We start from the raw sequence: 18,580 nt of genomic DNA on the forward strand, positions 1-18,580 counted from the left end.
GATGGACGATCAGCTGGCCGGGCCGTGGCTCATCGCCGGCGGGTACACCCTCGCCCTGGCGCTGTTGCTGCTCGGCGGGCGATTCGACGGACGGCGGCCCACCGCGGCCGCCGTCAGCTACGCGCTCTGCGGGATCCTCGTCTCCGAGACGTCGCTGTACTGGCTCTCGGCGGGGTCCGGCAGCGCGGTGCCCGGCTGGCTGTGGTTCGCGTTCCCGCTGTTCATCGCGGCTCTGGCGGCCTGGCGGGGGTATCGGCAGAAGACGTGGACCGGCAGGGTCGACGGGTCCGGTGAGCCGAGCTTCGGCGTACTCCCCTCGCGGGGGATCGCCGTCACCCACGCGTCACCCGAGTCGGTGGTGTCCGCGGTCGAGTTCGACCACAACGGGCACCGCCTGCTCGGCGTCGAGTACCGGCTCGGCGGCGGCCCTGAGGCCTCCCGGGACTTCCCGGGCGTCGCCAGGACAGCCGACCTGACTGATGGGACGTACGCCCTGATCCAGCTGCGGACGCCTGTCGTGCCGTCGGTTGTCATCACCCCCGTGACGGGTGCTTTCGAGCCGGAGCGGTTCACGCCGCTAGAGGACGCGCGCATCACGCGGAACACCATCGGGGCGCCGAAGCCGGACGCCCTGTTGCAGCGGTTCGAGACCGGTACGGAGTTCGACCGGCGGTTCACCGTGACGACGTCCGATCCGGAGTTCGCCGAGGCGCTGCTCTCCCCCGGTGTCCGCGCGCTGTTCGAAGGCGATCCGTGGTTCCGGGTCCGCGAGGTCGCCTTCCACGGCGGTTCACTGTGGACCTCCGAGGCCGGGACGCTGACCGAAGAGATGATGTTCGCCGACTCCCGCCGCCTGGCCGTCCTGGCGTCCACAGTGGACTGGGACGACGCCGGCTTCCGTTCGGTGGCGGCGGGATCCGACACCAGTGACGCCGGATGGCTCGGCGGACGGCAAGGCCCGCTCGCCGGGCTCCGCGGCCCGCTCAACCGGCGCCGGGAAGCGGCCGGACGTCAGCCGCTGTCAACGCTGTCGCTGGTGGCGCGCACGGTCGTCGCGCTCGCGCTGGTGCTGCCGGGGCTGGCGCTCGCGGTGAACTCGCTGACCGCGCTGACCGGGCTCGCCCCCGAGGCTCGGCTCACCGTGACCGCGACGCAGCGGGCGGAGGCGAGCACGTCGAGCTGCACCAGCTGCGGCAACGGCAACCTGGTGGACGGCACCTACGAACTCGACGGCGAGACGCACGAGGTCAAGGACCTGCGGTGGATGTCCTTCGGGAACTTCCCGGAGCGGGGTGACGTCGTCGACATCGCCGTGACGCCGCTGTGGTGGCATCCGCTGGTCGAGGGCAAGGACACCGGCGTCTTCCTGCTGCTGATCGGGCTGGCGCCCGTCCTCGCCGGTGCCCTGCTCGCCAAGGCCACCTTCCGCCCGCGCCCGCGTCGCGTTTAGCGGGCTAAACGCGATCCGGCACGGCCGGGGCCAGGGACTTCGCGAAGTAGTGGTGCGCGTAGGGGTCGTCGTTGAAGGGCTCGACCGTCTCGTAGCCGAGGCGTGCGTACAGGGCCCTCGCCTCGACGAGGTCGTCGCGGGTGTCGAGGCGGATGGTCGTGGCACCGAGGCCGCGGGCGACGTCTTCGGCGGCGGCCACGAGCAGCGGCGCGCCGCCCTTGCCGCGTTCGGACTTCCGCAGGAAGACGCGTTTGAGCTCGGTGATTTCGGGAGCGACGACCCGGAGCCCGGCACAGCCGGCCAGCACCCCGTCCCGCCGCGCGAGGAGGAAGGCGCCGGTCGGCGGGACCATGTCCCGGCTGTGCTGCTCCTCGAGCAGGACGTCGAGCTCCGCTTCGGTGACCTGGCGCTCGTAGTAGCGCGATGCGATCTCGTCCAAGTACTCGCGCAGCAGCTGGGCGGCGTCCGGGTGATCGACGGGGGTGACTTCGAAGCTCCAGGTCATGGCTACATTCTGCCCATCTTGGCCACCGGTTTTCGCTCCGCCACCAGATCGCGACTAGGGGGCTAAACGCAGGTCCGCCGCCCGGCGCCCGGATCGCGATTAGCCCGCTAAAGGCGACATGGGCGTCGGGCCCCGGATCGCGATTAGGGGGCTAAACGCAGGTCCGCGCGGTGGTCAGGAGGGGGCGAGGCGGCCGGCGCAGGTGGCGACCTCACCGGGGGCCGACTTCTCCGAGGTGACGACGGCGCCGCCAACGGCCACCCGGCATTCGACGGCGCCCTCGCCCTGCCCCATCAACTGAACGGTCGGCGGGGTGCCGGTGTTCTTCCACGTGAGCTCCTTGCGCCACGGCAGCGTCACCTGCAGCTCCTGGTGCACGAGCCCCAGCCCGTTCGAGTCGTAGACCACGGTCGCGGTCCCCGTCCCGGCGAGCTCGTACGCGATCCGCCAGTCGTTCGACACCGGCTGCGCCTGGCTGAGCGTCCGGGTGATCGTGCGGTCCGGCCCCCGCGACGGCGCGACCTCGGCCGGTTCACCGACCACGGCCACGGTCTCGGCCGGCGGCTCCTCACCGCCGTTGAGCAGCACCACGCAGGTCGCGAGCGCGGCCACCACGATCCCCGCGATCGCGATCCGCCCGATCAGCTGTCTGTCGGCCATCGGCCCTCCTCACCGAAAGCGGCGGCGCGGCCCGGGAGCCGCGCCGCCGCGGAAGTCAGGACGGCAGCAGCCGGCCAGGGACGCCGTTGAGCGACTGGACGAGTCCCAGTACCGGGACGCCGAGCGGCGCGAACGTCCAGATGTTGTGGAGGTCGCTCGTGTCGGGTTCGTCGACGACCACGACATCGTTCGGCGCGTCCTGCGCGGCGAGCGCCGGGGCGGCCGAGCCGAGCACGACGAGCCCGGCGAGCGCGGCACCGGTGACCGCGCGGACGAAGGTCTTCTTCAAGAGATTCTCCTTTGCTGGTAACGGTTTTACGAAATGGGCGTGATGAGCCCGTAGATCGGGGCGAGGAGGTCGGTGGGCACGGGAACGGTCGGGCCGAGCAATCCGCCGAGGTCGAGGCCGGGGATGAGCCAGACCGCGGGATTGCCGGCGCCGGTGGGCAGACCCGGCAGCGGGTCGGCCGAGGCGACCCCTCCGGCGAGTCCGGACAGAGCGCCCGCGACGGCGAGCGGCAGCAGCACACGGGCCGCGATTCGTTTCATTTCTTCTCCCATTCTTTCGTTGAAATCGAACTTCACCGCAGTACCGAGCTGACCGGCACGATCGTGCCGTCGGGGATCCACTGCCCCGCGTAGTTCCGGTCGGCGATCATCCCGACGGCGTGCGGTTCGCCCGGGTACATCGGCATGGCGTTGACCTGCGCCGCCGCGAAGATCTGGACGTCGCCGTTGATCGACCTCCACTGATCGCCCAGCCAGCTCCGGAACCCGCCGAGCGTGGGGCTTTCGCCACCGAAGGCGTTGCCCGCGGCGACGGCGAAGCTCACGGCGACCTGCTCGCGCGGGTCGAACCTCAGCGGCACTGAGGAGCTCGCGACGGAGTTGACGATCGGTCCGTTCAGCAGCCACGGCGCCAGGTACAGGCCGTATTGATGGGTCGGCTTGAGCCGCTGGGACTCGGCCGCGCGGGTCATCGCCGTGTAGCCACCCACCCAGCCGGACACGACGACCAGCGCGGTGTTCGGGCCCGCCTCGGCCTGCACCGGAAGACCGGAACGCGCGGCGGTCTCGCGGACCAGCTTCGCGGCGGCCGCACTGCGCGGCGAGTTGTCCTCGACAAGGGTGAGCGCGGAAGGTTTGCGCCCGGCGAGGAATTCGACGAGCTTGACGAGAGAACCGCTGTCCTCACTCGAAAGCGCGTCCGCCGGGCATGAGGTGAGGACTTCGCGACGGTCCGCGATCAGGCCACCCAGCGCCGCCGAAGCACACTCGGGCGCGTCCGCGTCCTCGATCGCGGGGCCGGGCGCCTCCCCGGCGTCGACCTCGATCGACGTCTTCTCCTCACCGCGGCTGATGACCAGGTCGCTACGCCCCTTCGGCAGGTCGACCTCGGCCCAGGTGCCTTCGGCGCCAGGCCGCACGATGGCCTTGCCGATCAGGCCGCCTTCGATTCCGGCGGACAGGTCCCCTCCCGCGCTCGCGGGGAAATGGACAAGGTTCTTGCCGGGCCGCTGCGGGCTCACCAGAACGGGGAATCGCTGTTCACCCAGGGCAGCTTCGGCGAGCAGCGCGACACCGGGAGCCGGGAGCGCGGGCGGTTTGGGAATGGCCGCGAGAGCGCTCCAAGCGATGAAACCGATGGCCACAGCGGCCGCGCCGAACCGATAGGCGCGGGTGGATTCCTTACCCGAGAAGAAAAATCCGGCGACCACCGTGGCGAAGACCGGCAGCAAGGCGATCGCCAGCAAGGTGACACCGAAGAGTGTGCCGTAGATCCTGCGGTCGAAACCCAGCCCGGAGGAGAACAACTGGACCGCGCCCGCGACGGCGAGAAGCCCGCCCAGCGTCAGGGAAAGCGGGCCGAGTCGGAAGTTCGTCTGGCGCCACTGCTCCGCGGGCACCCAGACGGAGAGAACGGTGACGCCGAACCACAAGGCCGCGGCCGCGACGTAGACGGTGTCGATGGCGAATTCGACCCCCGTCCGCCCGAGCGAGGTTTCGAGCACGACCAGTGCGGCGAGCGCCAGTGCGGCCCAGCGGCCCACCGACGGCCAGCGGATCAGAACGGGGATGGCCAGCGCGAGCACGAGATGCACGATCAACGCGATGACGTTGACGTCGGTCGCGAATGCGGAAACCGCGGCCAGCGCGGCGGAAACCGCGCCGAGGGCGGCGATCGTGAGGTGCAGCCGTCGGGGCAGTTCACCCACCAGCGGACGCAGGATGCCTGTGCCCGCGAGGAAAGCGGTCGCCAGCAGAAGTCCGAGCCGGAGCAGGACGAGGGCGATGTCGACGCCGGCCGAACCCGAGCTCGCCGGTATGACGTGGTGATCCATGGGACCTTCTCCGAACAGATCGGCGGAGCCGTGGACGGCGGAGTGCGCCCGCCACCCACGACCTTCCGCGCCGAGCAGGGTTACTTGAGATCCGCGTCCGCCACGACGAACAGTTCGGAGTGCGGCTTGGCGTTGCCGAAGGACCCGTGCGGCCAGGTCTTCCGGTTGAAGTTGATCCCGACCTGTCCGGTGAACTCGTCCCGGAAGTTCTGGTCGACCGCGACCTTCCCGTCCTCGCCGAGGTTCAGCAGGTTGACCTTGTGGTCACCGTCCAAACCGGACCGTGCGACGAAGTAGTTCGACACCGCGAGGTGCTGCGGCTTGTCGGTTTCGTGGTAGTACCCGTCGTCACCGAGCACGAAGTTGTCGTACGCGCCCCAGTGCGGGCCACCGCCGGGCGTACCCGGGTTGATCGGCGCCGCGCCGACGACGGTCGGCAGGTCGCCGCCACCGCCCTGTTGGGACTTCTCCTTCGTGTCGATCCGGCCCTTGATGTTCTCGACCTTGTCGCCGGCGGCGACCAGCTTCTGGATGTCGAGGACGTACACGCCGCCGGTCGTGCCGGGGTCGTCCGGGCCGAGTGCGCCCTTGGAGCGTCCGGTGATCGCGCGGTAGAGGTACTTGTCGTCGGGGCTGGTCTGGATCCAGCCGCCGTTGGAGCCACCGCCGTTGGAGTCGTTGTTCGGGTGGATCGCCTTGTTGGCGGCGCCGTCGTCGAATACCTGGATCCAGTGCGGTTCCTTGGCCGTGATGTCCGGCGTGTAGAACACCGCGCCGCCCTGCATGGTCTGGGCGAACGCGCCCTTGTGGCCGGGCAGGTTGGTCACCGTGGTCTCCATGACCGCGCGGCTTTCCGCGTGCAGCGGGTCCGCGGGATCGGCGCGAGGACCGTCGGGCAGGTACGACACCGCCTTGAGCTTCGGCTTGTTGCGGTCGGAGATGTCCCACGTGCGGACGGTCGGCCGCCGCAGATACGGCGACGGCTGCTTCACCGGGTCGAGGATGATGTTGCGCGGCTCGGCGTAGTCACTGGTGACCAGCGTGTTGAGGTCCTCGCGGGCCTGGATGCCGTGCGGGTTGGCGCAGGTCGGCTTGTCCAGCTGCGGGAGGTTGTCGCACAGCTTCTTGTTGTCGCCCTGTGGCGTTGCCGCCGGCGATTCCGAAAGCACCTGCGCGTTCTGGTCGAAGCGGACGACCTCGCCGGGGCTGCCGGCGAAACCGTTGCCCACCACGGTGGAACCGTTGGCGTAGGTGTGCGGGCCGGGCACGACCGGGCCGCCCATGTAGGTGCCGTAGGCGGTGCCGTCCTTGAGCACCCAGTACGCGTCCGGCACGGAGCCGCCGAGGGTCTGCGTCGGGAGGCTGACGCCCTTGAGCTTCAGTTGCGGCAACGCGGAGACGTCGAAGGCGTACGTCGCGGCGGCGAACAGCGCGCCGGCGTAGATCGTGTCGCCCTTGTGCCACACGTATTGCATGTGGTGCGGCTCGTTCTCGACGAGCGGCCCGACGGTGGCGGTGTTGACGACCTTGCCGTACGTCGGCGAACCCTGCGTCGCGTCGATCACGGCGAGGAAGTCCGGACCGGGCAACGCGTTCTTGATCTTGTTCAGGCCGCCGCCGAGCGAACCCGGCAGATTCTTGACGTCCTTGACCAGGGTGTCGGCGATGTTCTCGTCACCGGCCCAGACCAGCAGCCACTTCTTGCGCTTGCCGTCCGCGCTCCGGGACGCCGCGACGTCCTTGGACACCAGGTGGTTCTGGACCCAGTACTCCTTGCCGTCCGCCGCCTTCTTCGCGTCCTTGACGACCTGGACGTCGGCGTAGGCGCTCGTCGCGGAGCCGGTGTAGGTCACCGTGCCCACGGCGAGCGCCGCCGCCAAGGCGCCGATCACCACTTTTCGCCACTTGGGCGAGTTGGATAGCATTCTTTCTCCCTGTTTTCGCTACCGAAGCGCCAGACAATTGGCACACCTCTCCCCTTTCCGCGCAGGCGTCACCGGCACGAATCAAAGGGAAAGCAATCAACCGCCGGTTCCAGCGGAGAACCGTTGCGGCACAGCGGAAAGCGTCAGCGCACGAGGAAACGTCGCAGCCGTTGCGAGTACGCTGATCGAATAAGCCCGGAAAGGGTCAGGAATCCATACACAGCGCGCTGGCTTGCTGCCGCAAGTCAACGTGCCGGCGCCACACCAAGGCGACTGGGGATTGCATGGGCGAAATACTCGTGTGAACCCGCCGGAGTTGTCAATCTCGTGGTCAAAGAATGAGACATGCCACGGCGGAGTGAATTTCCCACGATGCGGATGAGCCATTGAGCCGAACGGGTGGCGATTTTCCGAGCATTGGGAATTAGGCCACTTGGCGGCGCTACGGCAGGTCACAACGGACCAGTAACCCGCATTCGACAGGGCCGTGGCCGTTATGGTTTCGTTACACTTTCCCGGGAACTCTGCTGCCCACCCGGGCCGGTGATACAGATGAGCGCCCGGCGTCGCCGCACTTGGCCGGCCCAGCGGCGAGCTACACGCTCAAGTTGTTCGACTGCTGCCGGCCGCAGCCTGCCGTCGACCACTTCATCCGGCGGGCCAAGGACCACGCGGACGAGAAGATGAAGGTGGAGTTCTCTCCGAACGTGACGGGTACATCGCGGAGAAGTCCGGCCACAGCCTCAGGAGCACGGTGGGCTCGACGATCGTGGCGCTGTCGCCCCGGCCGCAGCGCCCGTATCGGCCAGGCGAGCCGTCATCCCGCCGGACCGGTTCCGAACAACGCGGGCATTGGGTAATGCTTCGTCACGCACACCGACGGCCCGAGGATCATCGGCGAGGCCCGGGCGAACCGGCAGCTGTTCAAGTGCATGCTCGCGGAGGCCGGGTCCGGAGCCTCGCCGACGAATGGCGGCACTACACGTTCACGGGGGCGCCCTTCCCGGACACCTACTTCACCCCCGTCACCTACCCCTGACCTGCGCCCCTGCCCGCCGGATCGCGATTAGGGGGCTAAACGCAGGTCGGGGGCGGGCGTCGAGGCAGATCGCGATTAGCCCGCTGAACGCAAGAGCCACCGGATCGCGTTTAGCGGGCTAAACGCGACCCGGTGGCATCGGGCGCGGGCAGGCGGCAGATCGCGATTAGGGGGCTAAACGCAGGTCAGTCGGCCTGGCGACGGCGGCGTGAGGTGAAGACCAGACCCCCGCCGAGGGCCAAAGCGGCCAGGGCGAGGGCACCGAGGCCGAGGACGTCGGCACCGGTGCTGGCCAGGCCCGTTCCGCCGCCGGAACCTTGCTGACCCGGCGTACCGGGTGCTGGCGTAGTGGTTCCAGACGCGTCACAGCCAGGACGCCGGGTAGGCATGGTGACCGGCGGTTCCTCGCCCTTCTCCGCTCCGACGTGCAGCCGGGCGGGGTTGTCCGGAGGACCGACGACGTAGATCGAGGTCGGGTTCTCGTTCTTGATCCGCCAACCCTTCGGCGGCGCGAAGAACAGGCGGTACTTCGGCCCCGGCACCACATTCTCGATCTTGAAGTTCCCGTCCGCGTCGGTCGTGGTCTCGACGATGGTCGGACAGTCGCCGTCGGAAGAGAGGATGAGCTTGACGCCGGCGATCCCCGGCCCCCGCTTGCCCGAATCGGAGTCGTCGGCGACCTGTCCCGCGAGGGTGGCCATCCCACCGGGCACCGCCGCTTCGTCGACCGCGGACGGGTTGCCCTCGATGTCGACGTCGGCATAGCCGAAGTCACAACCCACCGCGACACGGCCATGGTTCAGTGCGGCGTCCGGGACCTTTTCGGACACGTCGAAGGTGCTGGTCTCGCCAGGAGCGATCGTCACCCCGCCCGCGAAGTAGGCGAGCTCCCCCCAACCGGGACCGTTACCCTTCAGGCCGAAGTCCGTTCCGACACGATTGCATCCCGCCACGATGCCGGAGAGCGGGATGGATCCGGAGTTCGTCAGCGTGACGGTGAGGTGGGCGAGCTCGCCTGCCTTGTACGTGTCCTTGGTGAAGGACACCGATGCTTTGAGGGCGCCGTTCAACGGCTGCACCCCGCGGATGGGCAGGTTCGTGGTGTCCGCGCCGACCTGGACGACCTTGGTCGGGAAGAGCCAACCCTTGATCGCCTCGCCGCCGCCGAGGAGATACCGGGCGGCCGCGACGTCGCCGAAGTCGATCTTCCCCTCGGCGTCGCTGGTGGCCTTGTACTCCTTGGTGCCAAGGGTGTGGCGCAAGGTGAGCGGGATACCGGCGAGCTGTTCGCCGTCGTCGAGCTTGCCGTTGCCGTTCTTGTCGCCGAACACGACTCCCTCCGCGCCTCCGACGACCTTCGTGACGGGGACGCTGGCTTTGAACTCGCCGATGCTCAACGAAGAATCGTCGTAAAGGAAGCCACGAACGTTCACGACGTCACTGTCGAGGTCCGCCACCTGTCCGGTGACGGTGATCTCGATGGTCCCCGCCGACTCGAGGCTCACCCCAGGCGAGCGACCCAGTTCCTGCCAGCCCGTCTCATAGGGGATCGAAAGGGCGCCCGGTTCGCCGAAGAAATAGTTCAGCTGAAGGCCGGTCACGCGAGTTCCGCTGACGTTCTTGACCTTGAAGGTGAATCGGACGTCTTCGTCGGTCCGGTAAGACGACTTTTCGAACGTGACCGAAGCTTCGAGCTTGTCGCTCGCGGCCTGCGGCTTCGGCGCCGCGGACGAAGGAGTCTCGACCGGCGGCGCGCTCGACGTCGGGGCCGGAGCACTACTCGGCGCTTCGGACGTCGTCGGCACACTTGAGGTCGGGGCCGAAGGCTCCGGATCCGCCACGGCGGGCGCGGCGAACACACCGGTCAGTGCCGCGCCCGCGGCGATCGTCGCAAGATAGATCCCCGCAGTACGCGCGATGAATCTCGCGCCAGGTCCTTTGCTCACGCAGAGTCTCCCCAGATAACCCAATGGAATGCGCACAGCCCCCGAGCCGCGTGGAACCCGATCAATTTAGCGAGCGCTGAGGAGGGTGCGTACCCGTTTCGGGTGAAGGGAGCCGAATTGGAACATTCCGGGAAACGGGAAGGGCCCCCGCCGGATCGGCGGGGGCCCTTCTCGTGGATTTCGCTTCGGTCAGCGGAAGTCGCGGCCGAAGTCGTAGTCGTCCAGCGGCACCGCGGCGCCCGGCGTGGAGCCGAAGACGTCCGGGGTGTAGTAGCCGTCGTCGTAGGACGGGATCGCGTAAGCGGCGACCCGCGCCTCCTCGGTCGGCTGCACCTGGATGTTGCGGTACTTGTTGATCCCGGTACCGGCCGGGATCAGCTTACCGATGATCACGTTCTCCTTGAGGCCAACGAGCTTGTCCGAGCGGCCGTTGATGGCCGCGTCGGTCAGGACACGCGTGGTCTCCTGGAACGAGGCCGCCGACAGCCACGAGTCCGTGGTCAGCGAGGCCTTCGTGATCCCCATCAGCACCGGGCGACCCGAGGCCGGCTCGCCGCCTTCGGCGACCGACGCGCGGTTCTTCGCCTCGAACTTGGTCCGCTCGGGCAGCTCGCCCGGCAGGAAGTCCGTGGCACCGGAGTCGATGATCGTCACGCGGCGCAGCATCTGCCGCACGATGACCTCGATGTGCTTGTCGTGGATCGACACACCCTGCGCCCGGTACACCTTCTGGACCTCGTCCACCAGGTGCATCTGCGCCTCGCGCGGCCCCATGACCCGCAGGACCTCGTGCGGGTCCGGCGTGCCTTCGAGCAGCTGCTGGCCGACCGCGACGCGGTCACCGTCGCCCAGCGGGCCGTTCGGGGTGTTCGCGAGCCGCTGACGCTTGGACAGCTTGTCGAAGACGATCTCTTCGCTGCCGTCGTCCGGGATCAGCGTGATCTTCCAGAACCGCTCGCTCTCCTCGATGCGCACGCGGCCATCGACGTCGGCGATCGGCGCCTTGCCCTTCGGGACCCGGGCCTCGAACAGCTCCTGGACACGGGGCAGACCGGTCGTGATGTCGTCACCGGCGACACCACCCTGGTGGAACGTACGCATCGTCAGCTGCGTACCCGGCTCACCGATCGACTGGGCCGCGACGATACCCACGGCCTCGCCGACGTCGACGAGCTGACCGGTCGCCATGGACCGGCCGTAGCAGGTGGCGCAGATACCGACGGCCGACTCGCAGGTCAGCACCGAGCGCACCTTGACCTTGGAGATCCCGCTCGAGATGAGCTTGTCGATCGCCGGGTCACCGATGTCGTCACCGGCGTTGAGCACGACGTTGCCCTTGGCGTCGACCGCGTCGGTCGCCAGGTTCCGCGCGTACACGCTGGTCTCGACGTGCTGGTCGCGCAGGACCTTGCCGTCGCCGATGTCCTCGCCGATCGGCATGTTGATACCGCGGGTGGTGCCACAGTCGATCTCGCGGACGATGACGTCCTGCGACACGTCCACCAGACGACGGGTCAGGTAACCCGAGTCGGCGGTACGGAGCGCCGTGTCCGCCAGACCCTTACGGGCACCGTGCGTCGCGATGAAGTACTCCGCCACCGACAGGCCTTCACGGAAGTTGGCCTTGATCGGACGCGGGATGTACTCACCCTTCGGGTTCGACACCAGACCACGCATACCGGCCAGCGACCGGACCTGCGTCATGTTGCCCGCCGCGCCCGACTTCACGATCATCGCGATCGGGTTGTCGTCCGGCAGCGCCGTCTCCATGATCTTGTGGACCTCTTCGGTGGCCTGCGTCCACACCTTGACGAGCTCGTTGTTGCGCTCGGCGTGCGACAGCTGACCACGCTGGTACCGCTTCTCGACCTGGTCGGCCTTGCCTTCGTACTCGTCCAGAATGGCCTTCTTGCCGGTCGGGACGAGAACGTCGGAGATCGCGACCGTGACGCCCGAACGGGTCGCCCAGTAGAAACCGGCGTCCTTCAGGCGGTCCAGGGTCTGCGCGACCTGGGTCATCGAGTAGCGCTCGGCGAGGTCGTTCACGATCGCGGCCTGACGCTTCTTCGGCATCGGCTCGTTGATGAACGGGTAGTCCGCCGGCAGCAGCTCGTTGAACAGCACGCGGCCCAGGGTGGTCTCGGCCAGCCACGCCTTGCCCGGCTCCCAGCCCTTCTCCGCGAGCGCCGCTTCGTCGGCCTTGGCGGGCTGACGGTCGGTGATGCGGATCTTGACCGGGGCGTGCAGGCTCAGCGCCTTGCGGTCGAACGCCATGATCGCCTCGGCGGGCGACGAGTACGCGTTGCCCGCGCCCTCGGCGGTCTCGGTCAGGCGGGTCAGGTGGAACAGACCCGTCACCATGTCCAGACGCGGCATGGCGAGCGGACGGCCCGACGCCGGCGAAAGGATGTTGTTCGCCGACAGCATCAGGATGCGGGCCTCGGCCTGCGCCTCCGCGGACAGCGGGAGGTGCACGGCCATCTGGTCACCATCGAAGTCCGCGTTGAACGCCTCACAGACCAGCGGGTGCAGCTGGATGGCCTTGCCTTCGACCAGCTGCGGCTCGAAGGCCTGGATACCGAGGCGGTGCAGGGTCGGCGCACGGTTCAGCATCACCGGGTGACCGGTGATGACCTCTTCGAGCACGTCCCACACCTGCGGCCGCGACCGCTCCACCATCCGCTTGGCGGACTTGATGTTCTGCGCGTGGTTCAGGTCGACCAGCCGCTTCATGACGAACGGCTTGAACAGCTCGAGCGCCATGTCCTTCGGCAGACCGCACTGGTGCAGCTTCAGCTGCGGACCGACGATGATGACCGAACGGCCGGAGTAGTCGACACGCTTGCCGAGCAGGTTCTGACGGAACCGGCCCTGCTTGCCCTTGAGCAGGTCGGACAGCGACTTCAGCGGGCGGTTACCTGGACCGGTGACCGGGCGGCCGCGGCGGCCGTTGTCGAACAGCGCGTCGACGGCCTCCTGCAGCATCCGCTTCTCGTTGTTGACGATGATCTCGGGCGCGCCGAGGTCGATTAGCCGCTTCAACCGGTTGTTCCGGTTGATGACCCGGCGGTAGAGGTCGTTCAGGTCGGAGGTGGCGAACCGGCCACCGTCGAGCTGGACCATCGGGCGCAGGTCCGGCGGGATCACCGGGACGGCGTCGAGCACCATGCCGCGCGGGTCGTTGCCGGTGGCCTGGAAGGCCGCGACGACCTTGAGCCGCTTCAGCGCGCGGAGCTTCTTCTGCCCCTTGCCGTTGCGGATGGTGTCGCGCAGGCTCTCGGCCTCCGCGGCGACGTCGAACTCGGTGGCCAGCTTCTGGATGGCCTCCGCGCCCATGCCGCCGGTGAAGTACTCGCCGTAGCGGTCGACGAGCTCGCGGTAGAGCAGCTCGTCGGCGATCAGCTGGCGGGTGTCGAGCTTGGTGAAGGTCGTCCAGACCTCCTCGAGACGGTCCAGCTCGCGACCGGCGCGGTCACGCAGCTGACGCATCTCGCGCTCGCCGCCTTCCTTGACCTTGCGGCGGACGTCGGACTTGGCGCCCTCCGCCTCCAGCTCGGCCAGGTCGGCTTCCAGCTTCTGCGCCCGTGCCTCGATGTCCGCGTCACGCTTGGTCTCGAGGTTCTTGCGCTCGACACCGATCTCGTTCTCGAGGGTCGGGAGGTCGTTGTGCCGCAGCTCGGTGTTCACACCGGTGATCACGTAGGCCGCGAAGTAGATGATCTTCTCGAGGTCCTTCGGCGCCAGGTCGAGCAGGTAGCCCAGGCGGGAGGGAACACCCTTGAAGTACCAGATGTGGGTGACGGGAGCGGCCAGCTCGATGTGGCCCATCCGCTCACGACGCACCTTGGCGCGGGTGACCTCGACGCCACAGCGCTCGCAGATGATGCCCTTGAAGCGGACCCGCTTGTACTTACCGCAGTAGCACTCCCAGTCCCGGGTCGGGCCGAAGATCTTCTCGCAGAAGAGGCCGTCCTTCTCGGGCTTGAGCGTCCGGTAGTTGATGGTCTCCGGCTTCTTCACCTCGCCGAAGGACCACTGACGAATGTCGTCGGCGGTGGCGAGGCCGATGCGGAGCTCATCGAAGAAGTTGACGTCCAGCACGTCTTTACATCCCCTTGGGGTTGATGCGACTAGAGGAGTTGGCGAGCGGAGGCGGGAGCCCACGGGAGGCAGGCTCCCGCCTCATCGCGGGTCAGTGCACGACGTCGTCCACCGAGGGCGACTCGTTGCGGGACAGGTTGATGCCGAGGTTGGCCGCGGCACGCTCGAGGTCCTCGTCGTCGGAGTCGCGCATCTCGATCGCGGCGCCGTCGCTGGACAGCACCTCGACGTTGAGGCAGAGCGACTGGAGCTCCTTCAGGAGCACCTTGAACGACTCGGGGATACCCGGCTCGGGGATGTTCTCCCCCTTGACGATGGCCTCGTACACCTTGACGCGGCCGACCACGTCGTCCGACTTGATCGTCAGGAGCTCCTGCAGGGTGTATGCGGCGCCGTACGCCTGCATCGCCCAGCACTCCATCTCGCCGAACCGCTGGCCACCGAACTGCGCCTTACCACCCAGCGGCTGCTGCGTGATCATCGAGTACGGACCGGTGGACCGGGCGTGGATCTTGTCGTCGACCAGGTGGTGCAGCTTCAGGATGTACATGTAGCCGACGGAGACCGGGTACGGGAACGGCTCGCCGGAGCGGCCGTCCAGCAGCGTGGCCTTGCCGTTCTGCTTGACCATGCGCTCACCGTCGCGGTTCGGCTTGGTCGCGCCGAGCAGCCCGGTGAGCTCCTCTTCCTTCGCGCCGTCGAACACCGGGGTGGCGGTGTTCGTGCCGGGGTCGACGTCGTAGAGCTCCTCGTTGAGGTTCTTCGCCCAGTCCGGGTTGCCCTCGATCTTCCACCCCTGCGACGCCAGCCAGCCCAGGTGAAGCTCCAGGACCTGGCCGATGTTCATACGCCGCGGGACACCGTGGGTGTTCAGGATGATGTCGACGGGCGTGCCGTCCTCCATGAACGGCATGTCCTCGGCGGGGAGGATCTTGCCGATGACACCCTTGTTCCCGTGGCGGCCGGCGAGCTTGTCACCCGGCTGGATCTTCCGCTTCTGGGCCACGTAGACGCGGACCAGTTCGTTGACGCCCGGGGGCAGCTCGTCGTCGTCCTCGCGGGAGAACACGCGGATGCCGATGACCTTGCCGGTCTCACCGTGCGGCACCTTCAGCGAGGTGTCGCGGACCTCGCGGGCCTTCTCGCCGAAGATCGCGCGGAGCAGGCGCTCCTCCGGGGTCAGCTCGGTCTCGCCCTTGGGCGTGACCTTGCCGACCAGGATGTCGCCGTCGCGGACCTCGGCACCGATACGGATGATGCCGCGCTCGTCGAGGTCGGCGAGGACCTCCTCGGAGACGTTCGGGATGTCCCGGGTGATCTCCTCGGCGCCCAGCTTGGTGTCGCGGGCGTCGATCTCGTGCTCCTCGATGTGGATCGACGTGAGCACGTCGTCCTGCACCAGGCGCTCGGAGAGGATGATCGCGTCCTCGTAGTTGTGGCCCTCCCACGGCATGACCGCGACGAGCAGGTTCTTGCCGAGCGCCATCTCACCGTTCTCGGTGGACGGGCCGTCGGCGATGACCTGCCCCTGCTCGACCCGGTCGCCCTCGTTGACGATCGGGCGGTGGTTGAAGCAGGTGCCGTGGTTCGAGCGACGGAACTTGTACAGTCCGTAGCTCTTCCGCGTGCCGTCGTCGTGCATGATCGTGATCAGGTCGGCCGAGAGCTCCTCGACCACACCGGCCTGCTCGGCGACGAGCACGTCACCGGCGTCCACCGCGGCACGCAGCTCCACGCCGGTGCCGACCAGCGGGGCCGAGTTGCGCAGCAGCGGAACGGCCTGACGCTGCATGTTCGCGCCCATGAGCGCGCGGTTCGCGTCGTCGTGCTCGAGGAACGGGATCATCGCCGTCGCGACCGAGACCATCTGCCGCGGCGAGACGTCCATGTAGTCCACGTCCAGCGGGTCGATCAGCTCGACCTCGCCGCCCTTCTTACGGACCAGGACGCGGTCTTCGACGAAGGTGCCGTCTTCCGAGATCGGCGCGTTCGCCTGCGCCTTCACGTAGCGGTCTTCCTCGTCCGCGGTGAGGTAGTCGACCTGGTCGGTGACACGGCCCTCGACGACCTTGCGGTACGGGGTCTCGATGAAACCGAACGGGTTGACCCGCGCGTACGAGCAGAGCGAACCGATCAGGCCGATGTTCGGGCCTTCCGGCGTCTCGATCGGGCACATGCGGCCGTAGTGCGACGGGTGGACGTCCCGGACCTCCATGCCGGCGCGCTCACGCGACAGACCACCCGGGCCGAGGGCGGACAGACGACGCTTGTGCGTCAGCCCCGACAGCGGGTTGTTCTGGTCCATGAACTGCGACAGCTGCGAAGTACCGAAGAACTCCTTGATCGCCGCCACGACGGGACGGATGTTGATCAGGGTCTGCGGCGTGATCGCCTCGACGTCCTGGGTGGTCATCCGCTCGCGGACGACGCGCTCCATCCGGGACAGACCCACGCGGATCTGGTTCTGGATGAGCTCGCCGACGGTGCGGAGACGACGGTTGCCGAAGTGGTCGATGTCGTCGGTCTCGACCGGGATGACCTGGTCGCCGACGGTCGCCTTGTCCTCGCCCGCGTGCAGGCGGACCAGGTACTCGATCGTCGAGACGATGTCCTCTTCGGTCAGCGTCCCGGTGTCGTACGGCGTGGTCAGGCCGAGCTTCTTGTTCAGCTTGTACCGGCCGACCTTGGCCAGGTCGTAGCGCTTCGGCTTGAAGAACAGGTTCTCCAGCAGCGTCTGCGCGCTCTCCTTCGTGGGGGGTTCGCCCGGACGCAGCTTGCGGTAGATGTCGAGGAGCGCCTCGTCGGTGCCGGCGGTGTGGTCCTTCTCGAGGGTGGCGAGCAGCGTCTCGGAGAAGGAGAAGCGCTCGCGGATCGCCTCGGTGGTCCAGCCGAGCGCCTTCAGCAGCACGGTGACCGGCTGGCGGCGCTTGCGGTCGATGCGGACGCCGACGGTGTCGCGCTTGTCGACGTCGAACTCCAGCCAGGCACCCCGGCTCGGGATGACACGGACGTTGAAGACGTCCTTGTCGGTGGTCTTGTCGACGCTGGTGTCGAAGTACACACCCGGCGAACGGACCAGCTGGGACACGACGACACGCTCGGTGCCGTTGATGACGAAGGTGCCCTTGTCGGTCATCACCGGGAAGTCACCCATGAAGACCGTCTGGCTCTTGATCTCGCCGGTGTTGTTGTTCACGAACTCGGCGGTCACGAACAGCGGGGCCGCGTACGTCATGTCCTTGTCCTTGCACTCCTCGACGGAGGCCTTGACCTCGTCGAAGCGCGGGTCGGAGAAGGACAGCGACATGGATCCGGAGAAGTCTTCGATCGGCGAGATCTCGTTGAGGACCTCTTCCAGGCCACCGACCGGGTTTTCTTCACCTTCTTCGACGCGGCGTTCGAACCACGCCTCGTCGCCGGTGAACCATTCAAAGGACCTGATCTGCACGTCGAGCAGGTTCGGGGTGCTGAGCGGCTCGCGAATCTTTGCGAAGGAGACCCGCTTGGGGGCTCCCGGGATTCCCGTGGACTCCGAGCGAGATACAGCCGAGGTGGTCGCAGCAGTGGCCTGGTTCGCGGGAGAGACTGCCAAGATGCGTCCTTCCGGGGACAATGAGCGGTGAGCAGCCGCGTCAGCAACAGCTGATGCGATCTGTCAAGGGTGCCGTGTGCCCACTATCCTAACTACCGGCTCCGGGCAGCCTGAAAGAGGGCAGCGCAAAGAAGCAGTCTAGCCCGAACGTCGCGGTCTGTCCAGGGGGCGCTCCCGATGGGGCCCAGCCTGCATCGCAACGTCTTCAGGTATGCCTCTCCTCGGCCTCCCCGGACCGTCCCTCCCGCAAGGGCACCGCCGGTTCACGCCGTTGCCAGTAAGCGTGACCCCACAGGGGCTCTGAGTCAAGATGCCGCGCGGTGGTCCCGCCGGTTGGCGCAGCGTGGAAGTAGCTCCGCGCGGGGCGCTTCACAGGACGATCATCCTGGTTACCGCCCGGTACCCGCAGGTGACGGCGCCGGCGCGCCGACCTGCGTTTAGCGGGCTAATCGCGATCCGGCCGGCGGGGCTTCCCGGACGGTCACCGGGTCGGGCCAGGCTCGCGGCGAGGCGCTTCGGACGAACTCGGCCCGTGTGACCGTTGTGACCGGTGGGCCTTCTGGTGCGGCGCACAGGCAGGGCGGCGCACCTGCGTTTAGCGGGCTGATCGCGACGCGGTCGTCCTCGGGATGGGCGGCCGTTACGTGGCGATGTGCACGCTCGGCGCGTTCGTCCATCGGCTCGCCGAGATGGACGACGGGCTTCGACAACGTGGACCTTGCTGACGTCCTCCGGGCATCTGGACAAGCTCGAGCGGCGGCCTTCAAGCTCCGGCCCAGCGGCGACCCTTGAGTCCCTGGTCAACGCGCCACGCGTGACGATTAGCCCGCTAAACGCAGGTCCGGGGCGGGAACGCCAGAAAGCCTCCTTGAGGGACGCTGGGTCGCTCAAGGAGGCCTTCACGGAACGGGGCGCCCGCCGCGGCCCAGATCGCGATTAGGGGGCTAAACGCAGGTCGGCGCCCGGATCGCGTTTAGCGGGCTAAACGCGATCCGGTGGGGTCACTTCGAGGGGGCGGGG

General features: G+C 67.8%; 10 protein-coding genes. 1 reads left to right on the top strand and 9 read right to left on the bottom strand.

All coding sequences use genetic code 11. From position 1 onward, the window contains the following. Position 1 precedes the first annotated feature (1 nt). Positions 2-1,450 (top strand): hypothetical protein, encoded by a 1,449-nt coding sequence (locus tag ACXIZN_RS29980; RefSeq protein WP_457958359.1) that lies wholly within the window; start codon positions 2-4, stop codon positions 1,448-1,450. A gap of 4 nt (positions 1,451-1,454) precedes the next feature. On the opposite strand, the gene ACXIZN_RS29985 is transcribed toward ACXIZN_RS29980, so the two are convergent. The 9 genes from ACXIZN_RS29985 to rpoB form a co-directional block, all read right to left on the bottom strand. Continuing rightward, complete coding sequence (locus ACXIZN_RS29985) at positions 1,455-1,955, bottom strand: GNAT family N-acetyltransferase (protein ID WP_457958361.1); 501 nt, start codon at positions 1,953-1,955, stop codon at positions 1,455-1,457. 174 nt (positions 1,956-2,129) lie between these two features. Then, positions 2,130-2,615 (bottom strand): hypothetical protein, encoded by a 486-nt coding sequence (locus ACXIZN_RS29990; protein WP_457958363.1) that lies wholly within the window; start codon positions 2,613-2,615, stop codon positions 2,130-2,132. A gap of 55 nt (positions 2,616-2,670) precedes the next feature. Further along, positions 2,671-2,904, bottom strand: coding sequence for a hypothetical protein (locus tag ACXIZN_RS29995; protein WP_396556856.1), 234 nt, complete (start codon positions 2,902-2,904; stop codon positions 2,671-2,673). A 26-nt stretch (positions 2,905-2,930) separates the two neighbouring features. Beyond that, positions 2,931-3,164 (bottom strand): hypothetical protein, encoded by a 234-nt coding sequence (locus tag ACXIZN_RS30000; RefSeq protein ID WP_457958365.1) that lies wholly within the window; start codon positions 3,162-3,164, stop codon positions 2,931-2,933. Between the two features lie 32 nt (positions 3,165-3,196). Further along, positions 3,197-4,957, bottom strand: a complete 1,761-nt coding sequence (locus ACXIZN_RS30005) for a hypothetical protein (RefSeq protein ID WP_457958366.1) — start codon at positions 4,955-4,957, stop codon at positions 3,197-3,199. Between the two features lie 80 nt (positions 4,958-5,037). Further along, on the bottom strand, positions 5,038-6,882 hold the full coding sequence (locus ACXIZN_RS30010) for a hypothetical protein (RefSeq protein ID WP_457958368.1): 1,845 nt from the start codon (positions 6,880-6,882) through the stop codon (positions 5,038-5,040). A 1,224-nt stretch (positions 6,883-8,106) separates the two neighbouring features. Beyond that, complete coding sequence (locus tag ACXIZN_RS30015) at positions 8,107-9,867, bottom strand: hypothetical protein (RefSeq protein WP_457958369.1); 1,761 nt, start codon at positions 9,865-9,867, stop codon at positions 8,107-8,109. 189 nt (positions 9,868-10,056) lie between these two features. After that, on the bottom strand, positions 10,057-13,968 hold the full coding sequence (locus tag ACXIZN_RS30020) for a DNA-directed RNA polymerase subunit beta' (protein ID WP_257489273.1): 3,912 nt from the start codon (positions 13,966-13,968) through the stop codon (positions 10,057-10,059). A 91-nt stretch (positions 13,969-14,059) separates the two neighbouring features. After that, a complete protein-coding gene (rpoB, locus tag ACXIZN_RS30025) occupies positions 14,060-17,560 on the bottom strand; it encodes a DNA-directed RNA polymerase subunit beta (RefSeq protein WP_457958371.1) in 3,501 nt (1,166 codons plus the stop codon). Positions 17,561-18,580 lie beyond the last annotated feature (1,020 nt).

The organism is Amycolatopsis sp. TRM77291 (assembly GCF_054166285.1).

Bases quoted from the DNA above. Each gene is read 5' to 3' on its own strand.
- ACXIZN_RS30010 (WP_457958368.1), bottom strand. From the start codon at position 6,882: ATGCTATCCAACTCGCCCAAGTGGCGAAAAGTGGTGATCGGCGCCTTG.
- ACXIZN_RS30005 (WP_457958366.1), bottom strand. From the start codon at position 4,957: ATGGATCACCACGTCATACCGGCGAGCTCGGGTTCGGCCGGCGTCGAC.
- ACXIZN_RS30000 (WP_457958365.1), bottom strand. From the start codon at position 3,164: ATGAAACGAATCGCGGCCCGTGTGCTGCTGCCGCTCGCCGTCGCGGGC.
- ACXIZN_RS29980 (WP_457958359.1), top strand. From the start codon at position 2: ATGGACGATCAGCTGGCCGGGCCGTGGCTCATCGCCGGCGGGTACACC.
- ACXIZN_RS29990 (WP_457958363.1), bottom strand. From the start codon at position 2,615: ATGGCCGACAGACAGCTGATCGGGCGGATCGCGATCGCGGGGATCGTG.
- ACXIZN_RS29985 (WP_457958361.1), bottom strand. From the start codon at position 1,955: ATGACCTGGAGCTTCGAAGTCACCCCCGTCGATCACCCGGACGCCGCC.